The 729-nt window shown below is 59.4% G+C and carries 1 protein-coding gene; it reads left to right on the top strand.

Going from position 1 to position 729, the window contains the following annotated elements:
- Positions 1–32: 32 nt before the first annotated feature.
- The coding region (locus ACR0JW_RS23900) for a glycosyltransferase (protein ID WP_480714620.1) at positions 33–729 on the top strand (697 nt) is incomplete at its 3' end.

Raw genomic sequence — 729 nt, 5'->3', positions numbered from 1 at the left:
CCGAATTTCAAGGCCGCTATCAAGGCTAAAGCATGCTGCATATCGGTGTAGACGCCAGCTCCTGGGAAAACGAACGTGGCTTTGGCCGCTTCACCCGTAATCTGATCGCTGCTCTGGCCGCCCGCGACAGCGGCTTTCGCTATACGTTATTATTCGATCAGGAACCAACGCGGCCCGTGCCGGACGGGGTCGAAACCCTTGTTGCAGGGTCTGATTTGTCCATGTCCGAGGCATCTTCAGGTGCCAGGGCCCGGGGCGGTGCCGATCTGCTGACAATGGCCCGGGCGGCCCGGCGTATCGACTGCGACGTGTTCTTCTATCCGGCGGTTTATTCCTATTTCCCCCTGCCCGCCCGGCGCCCCACCGTGGTGTGCTATCACGACACGATCCCCGAACGCTTTCCCGATCTGATCTTTCCCAAACGTCTGAATTTCAGGCTGTGGCAGGCGAAATGCTGGCTGGCCAAGATGCAGGCAACGCGGGTGATGACGATATCGGATGCCTCGGCGGATGATCTGACGCAGTTCCTGCGTATTCCCCGTGACCGGATCGATATCATAACGGAAGGGGCCGAACCCGTTTTTCGACCATCTCAGGAAAAATCGGCTCTAACAAAGGCCCGGCAGGCCTATGGCATCCCGTCCGACGCACCCTTGCTGGTCTATCTGGGCGGCTTCAACCGGCACAAGAACGTGCTGCGCCTGATTGAGGCCATGCCTCGGAGTCTGG

Source organism: Ruegeria sp. BG6, assembly GCF_056538465.1.
The sequence above is the reverse complement of the archived record's forward strand: the minus strand, read 5'-3'. Positions and strand labels throughout refer to the sequence as shown.